The organism is Streptomyces sp. NRRL S-495 (assembly GCF_000966955.1).
GTDB lineage: Bacteria > Actinomycetota > Actinomycetes > Streptomycetales > Streptomycetaceae > Kitasatospora > Kitasatospora purpeofusca.
In genome coordinates this window covers 1-5,977 of the sequence record NZ_JZWY01000533.1, presented here as the reverse complement: position 1 = coordinate 5,977, position 5,977 = coordinate 1, and the positions used below count along the sequence as shown (strand labels likewise).

Sequence of the window (5,977 nt, the reverse complement as noted above, 5' to 3'; positions counted from 1 at the left end):
GAGCTGCTGCTCGCCGACGGCGACGCCGACCAGGTGCTCGTCATCGCCGCCGAGCAGGCCGACGACCGCACTGCGGAGGACGCCGACGGCGCCGACCGGGCCGTGGCCCTGCTGGTCACCGTCGCCTGACCGGATCTCGAACCGACCGAAGCACCGACCCGAAGCACCGACCTCAGCACCGACCCGAACCCGCCGCGTCCCGCCGCAGCACGCCCGCACACCCTGCACGCCCCGCACCTCGGGAGGGATCCACCCCGTGAGCATCCGCAGTATCCGCACCCTGCTGGCTGACGACCCGGCCGTCGGCGCCGGCAACGTCCTCACCCGCCGCATCGAACTCGGCCTCGGCCTCGACGAGCCGCTGCTGACCTTCGACACCCCGGTGGACGAGCACGCCGCCTGGCACCCGCTGACCCTCACCGAGCTGGACCGCGCCGTCCGGGCCCGGGCCGCCGCCCTGCACGCCCTCGGCATCGGCCGCCGCGACCCGGTGGTGGTGTACGCCGGCGACGCCGCCGACCAGGTCCTCGCCTTCCTCGCGCTGGCCCGGATCGGCGCCATCCCCGCGCTGCTCAACCCCAACCTGGACGGCGAGCGGGCCGCCCGCTACATCGCCAAGCTCGGCCCGGTCGGCGTCCTCGCCGACCCGCCGCACCTGGCCGCGCTGGCCGGCCACGAGACCGGCGCCCCCGCGCTGCCGGAGATCGCCACGCTCGGTGCCGGCGACCCGCAGGCCGCGCCCGCGCCCTACCGGCACTCGGCCGACGACCCGGTGGCGATCACCCACTCCTCCGGCACCACCGGACTGCCCAAGGCCGTGGTCCACTCGCACGCGAGCCTCTACGCGGCGATCCGCCACCGCGCCCGGCTGCCCCGCCCGCAGGGACAGGAGCGGATGCTCAGCGCCCTGCCCGCCCCGCACGCCGCCACCCTGATCGCGGTCAACCTCTCGCTCGCCTCGCACACCCAACTCGCCGTGCTCTCCAGCCAGTCCGGCGCCGGTGTGCTGGACGCGATCGAGCAGTGGCGCCCCAGCGGCGTGGTCGGCTTCGCCGCCACCTGGGCCGAGCTCGCCCACCACGATCTCACCGCACGACAGTTGGACTCCGTCGCGCTCTGGTGGAACACCGGCGACTGCGCCCACGAGGTGCACATCCGCCGCCTCGTCGCCGCCGGCAGTCGCGAGTCGGTCACCCGCGAGGGCCGGGTCCGGGTGCCGGGATCGCTGTTCGTGGACGGCCTCGGCTCCACCGAGATGGGCCACTCGCACTTCTTCATCACCCACGGCCCCGGCACCGAACGCTACGGCCGCTGCGTCGGCCGCCCGCACGCCTTCGTCGACTGCGAGCTGGTCGGCCCGGACGGCGAGCCCCTCGGCCCCGGCGAGGTCGGCGAACTCGCCACCACCTCACCGACCCTGGCGCTCGGCTACTGGAACGACTCGGCCACCACCTACCGCACCCGGCTGCGCGGCCGCTTCCTCACCGGCGACCTGATGTACCGGGACGAGGAGGGCTACTACTACCACGTCGACCGGGCCGTCGACTCGGTCGAACTCGGCGACGGCAAGCGGCTGTTCACCGCCATGTCGGAGGAGCGGGTGCTGGCCGCCCACCCCGACGTGCTGGACTGCACCGTGGTCGCGGTGCGCGACGGCGACCGGGTGGTCACCGATGTGCTGCTGGTCCTCGCCGCCGGCGCCGACCCGGACGCCGACCGCACCGAGGGCGTCACCGCCGCCCTGGACGAGGCGGCCGCGGCCACCGTCCGCCAGGTGCTCGTGGTCTCCGGGGACGACATCCCGCTCGGCCCGACCGGCAAGGTGCGCAAGGTGCTGCTGCGCCAGCGCTACCTCGACTCGGTCGCCGCCGCTCCGGTCGCCACCGCCCCGGCAGCCGCCACTCCGGAAGCCGCCCTCCCGGTGGCCGCCCGATGAGCGCCGCCCGCCGCCCGGGCGCCGTGGTCACCGGCATCGGCCTGGTCACCCCGCTCGGCCGCAAGCCCGCCGAGGTCTTCGACGCCCTCACCGCCGGCCGCTCCGGCATCCGCGCCGTCCCCGAGGGCCACGCCGCCCACGGCTGGCTGAACGCCGCCGGCATCGCCCCGGCGATCGACGGCCGCGAGGTGCTGCCGCCCACCGAGACCCGCTGCGTCGACCGCTTCGTGCTGCTCGCGCTGGCCGCCGCCGACGACGCCCTCGCCGACGCCGGCCTGGTCGTCGGCCGCGACGCCGACCCGCACCGCACCGCCGTGGTGCTGGCCACCGGCGGCGGCGGACTGGAGACCTTCGAGCAGCAGTCGCAGCGGCGGACCGAACGCGGCCGCCCCGGCGTCAGCCCGTACCTGCTGCCCGGCATGCTCTCCAACATGGCCACCGCCCGGATCGCCATCAAGCACGGCATCCGCGGCTTCAGCACGGCCATCGTCACCGCCTGCGCGGCCGGCGCCCAGGCCGTCGCCGAGGGCCTGCGCCTGATCCGCTCCGGCGACGCGGACGTGGTGGTGTGCGGCGGCACCGAATCCTCGCTGCACCCCACCATCGCCGCCGCCTTCACCAACGCCCGTGCGCTGTCCTCCGGTTGGGAGGACCCGACGCAGGCGAGCCGGCCGTTCGACAGCCGCCGCAACGGCTTCGTGCTGGGCGAGGGCAGCGCCGTCCTGATCCTGGAGAGCCCCGAGCACGCCGCCGCCCGCGGCGCCGCCGGCTACGCCGAACTCACCGGCTGGGGCGCCTCCACCGACGCGCACCACCCGACCATGCCGCGCCCCGACGGCGCGGGCGCCGCCGACGCGATGCGCTCCGCCCTCGCCAACGCGGGCCTGACCCCGGCCGACATCGGCTACGTCAACGCCCACGGCACCGGCACCAAGCTCGGCGACGTCGCCGAGACCGCCGCCCTGCGGGCCGTCTTCGGCGGACACACCCCCGCAGTCAGCTCCACCAAGGGGGCCACCGGTCATCTACTGGGCGCCGCAGGCGCGTTGGAGGCAGCGGTCACCGCGCTCGCGGTGGCCCGGGGGACGCTGCCACCGACCGTCAACCTCACCGAGCCGGACCCGGCCTGCGACCTGGACCACGTCCGGGGCGCGGCCCGCACCGGCCCGCTCACCGCGGCCCTGAGCAACGCCTTCGCCTTCGGCGGGCACAACCTCAGCCTGGTCTTCGAGCCCGCCTCCACCCCGTCCCTCCGCTGACGCCGCCCTGCGGCGCGGCGCGGACACCCGTGCCAGGCCACTCGTCAACTCGCGATCCCCCGGGGAGATCCCGTTGTCCATCCAGTCCATAGCCCACGTCGAGTACCACAGCGCCGACGCCGACGCCACCGCGGCGGGGCTCTGCGCCGACTACGGCTTCACCGCCGTCCCGCCCGAGCCGGAACAGCTCGCCGCGGCCGAGTCCGCGCACGCCCGCACCGTCCTGGTGCGCCAGGGCAGCATCAAGTTCCTGCTGCGCTCCGCCGCCGACCCGGAGCACCCGGTGGCCCGCTACGCCGCCCGGCACGGCGAGGGCGTGGCCGCCCTCGCGCTCTCCTGCCCCGACCCGCAGGCCGCCCTCGACCGCGCCGAGCGGCACGGCGCCCGCGTCCTGGACCGGGCCGGCGGACTGGTGGCCGGCTTCGGCGACACCGCCCTGCGGTTCGTCCCCGAGGCGCCGGCCGCGGCCGAGCCGGACGGGGCCGGCCCGCAGCTGCTGGACGCCCTCGACCACGCCGCGATCTGCCTGCCGGCCGGCCAACTGGCGGACGCGGTGCGCTTCTGCGAGGCCGCGCTCGGCATGCACCGGATCTTCGGCGAGTACATCGAGGTCGGCGAGCAGGCGATGGACTCCAGCGTGGTGCAGAGCGCCTCCGGCGAGGTCACCTTCACCCTGATCGAGCCCGACACCAGCCGCCGGGCGGGCCAGATCGACACCTTCCTCGCCGACCACGACGGCGCCGGTGTCCAGCACCTCGCCTTCCGCACCGGGGACATCGCCACCGCCGTGCGCGGCGCCCGCGACCGCGGCGTGGCGTTCCTGACCACGCCCGGCACCTACTACGACGCGCTCGCCGAGCGGCTCGGCGCCACCGCCATCCCGGTCGAGACCCTGCGCGAACTGGACGTCCTGGTCGACCAGGACCACGGCGGGCAGCTGTTCCAGATCTTCGCCCGGTCCACCCACCCTCGGCGGACGTACTTCGTGGAGCTGATCGAGCGCCAGGGCGCCGGCACCTTCGGCACCGCCAACATCAAGGCCCTGTACGAGGCCGTCGAACGGCAGCGCGCCGCCGCCTCCGTCTGATTCCACCCGCACCGCCCGAAGAGGAGGCCCGACCCCCATGACCACCGCACCCGAGTTCCACCTCACCGAGGCCGAACGCGCCCTGCTGCCCACCCCCGAGGAGGTGGCCGGCTACCTGGAGCACGGCTGGTACCTGTCCCGCCGGCTGTTCAGCGACGAGGAGCTGGACACCCTCCAGGCCGCCACCGAGCACTACTACACCGGCCACCGCGACCGCACCCTGCCGGTCCGCCCGCCGCGCCTGGCCGCCTGGGAGGCCGCGGACGGCCCGGTCCAGCGGCACAACGACTACGTGCACTACGAGAGCGACGCGATCGGCGCGATCCTGCGCAAGCCGCTGCTCGGTGCCGTCGCCGCGCTGCTCGCCGAGGCCGAGGAGGTCCGGGTCTTCCAGGCCACCCTCATCTACAAGCCCCCGGTGCCGGGCGAGCCCAGCAACCAGGTGCCGTGGCACTTCGACAAGCACTACTGGCAGACCTCCTCCTCGGACCGGATGCTGACCGCCTTCCTGCCGTTCCACGACTGCAGCGAGGAGAACGGCACCATCACCATGGTCGACGGCAGCCACCGCTGGAAGGAGCTGTCCTCCGGGGAGGACTCCACCCGGCACTTCGCCGAACGCGACAACTCCGAGCTGGACTCCATCCTGGACGCCAACGCGGAGTACAACGGCACCGAGGTCCGCAAGGTCCCGATGGTCATCCCGCGCGGGCACGTCAGCTTCCACCACTGCCGCACCTACCACGGCAGCGGTCCCAACCTGGCTTCCTACCCGCGCCGGGCGGTCTCGCTGCACCTCCAGGACGGCGGCAACGCGTACCAGGCCGCCACCCGCCCGGACGGCGGGCCGGTGGTCTACAACCACGACGTGCTGGTCCGCCGCACCCCCGACGGCCGGCCCGACTACGCCGACCCGGACTTCTGCCCGACCGTCTGGCGGGGAGAGCTGTGACCCCTGGGGCACCCGCCGACACCGCGCCCGAGATCGCACCCGCCGACACCGTGCCCGCCGCCTCACCCGCCGATTCCCCACCCGCCGTGGCGGCGCTCGACACGCCCGAGCGGCGGTACCGGATGCTGCGGCTGATCCGCTCCTTCGAGGAGCGGGCCCTCGGCCTGGTCAAGTCCGGGGTGATCACCGGCGGCATCCACCCCTACATCGGGCAGGAGGCCGTCGCGGTCGGCGTCTGCGCCGCGCTCGGCGCGGGTGACCGGCTCGCCTCCACCCACCGGGGCCACGGCCATGTGCTGGCCCGGGGTCTCGACCCGGCCCGGATGCTGGCCGAACTCGCCGGGCGCGTCGGCGGGTCCAACCGGGGCCGGGGCGGCTCGATGCACGCCGCCGACCTTCGGCTGGGCATCCTCGGCGCCAACGGCATCGTCGGCGCCGGCGCCCCGATCGCGGTAGGCGCCGCCTGGGCCGACCGGCAGGCCGGCTCGGACGCGGTCGCGGTGGCGTTCTTCGGCGACGGCGCGCTCAACCAGGGCGTGCTGCTGGAGTCGCTCAACCTGGCCGCGATGTGGCGGCTGCCGGTGCTCTTCGTCTGCGAGAACAACGGCTACGCCACCACCCTGCCCGCCGGCACCGCGGTGGCGGGCAGCGCGATCGGCCGGGCCGCCGCCTTCGGCATCCCGGCCACCGAGGTGGACGGCATGGACACCGAGGCGGTGCGGGCCCTGTCTCTTATACACATC

General features: G+C 75.1%; 5 protein-coding genes. All 5 read left to right on the top strand.

What is annotated here, in order from left to right:
* The first annotated feature begins 256 nt into the window (after positions 1 to 256).
* Positions 257 to 1,936, top strand: a complete 1,680-nt coding sequence (locus VR45_RS26120; RefSeq protein ID WP_045942293.1) for a class I adenylate-forming enzyme family protein — start codon at positions 257 to 259, stop codon at positions 1,934 to 1,936.
* Positions 1,933 to 3,195 carry a beta-ketoacyl-[acyl-carrier-protein] synthase family protein gene (locus VR45_RS26115; RefSeq protein ID WP_045942292.1) on the top strand — a complete coding sequence of 421 codons (1,263 nt, stop codon included), beginning with the start codon at positions 1,933 to 1,935 and terminating at the stop codon, positions 3,193 to 3,195. The genes VR45_RS26120 and VR45_RS26115 overlap by 4 nt, the downstream gene beginning before the upstream one ends.
* 73 nt (positions 3,196 to 3,268) lie before the next feature.
* Entirely contained in the window at positions 3,269 to 4,282 is a 1,014-nt protein-coding gene (gene hppD / locus VR45_RS26110; RefSeq protein ID WP_045942291.1) for a 4-hydroxyphenylpyruvate dioxygenase, read from the top strand.
* Between the two features lie 37 nt (positions 4,283 to 4,319).
* Positions 4,320 to 5,234, top strand: coding sequence for a phytanoyl-CoA dioxygenase family protein (locus tag VR45_RS26105; RefSeq protein ID WP_045942290.1), 915 nt, complete (start codon positions 4,320 to 4,322; stop codon positions 5,232 to 5,234).
* The coding region (locus VR45_RS26100; protein WP_234326171.1) for a thiamine pyrophosphate-dependent dehydrogenase E1 component subunit alpha at positions 5,231 to 5,977 on the top strand (747 nt) is incomplete at its 3' end. The genes VR45_RS26105 and VR45_RS26100, both read left to right, overlap by 4 nt.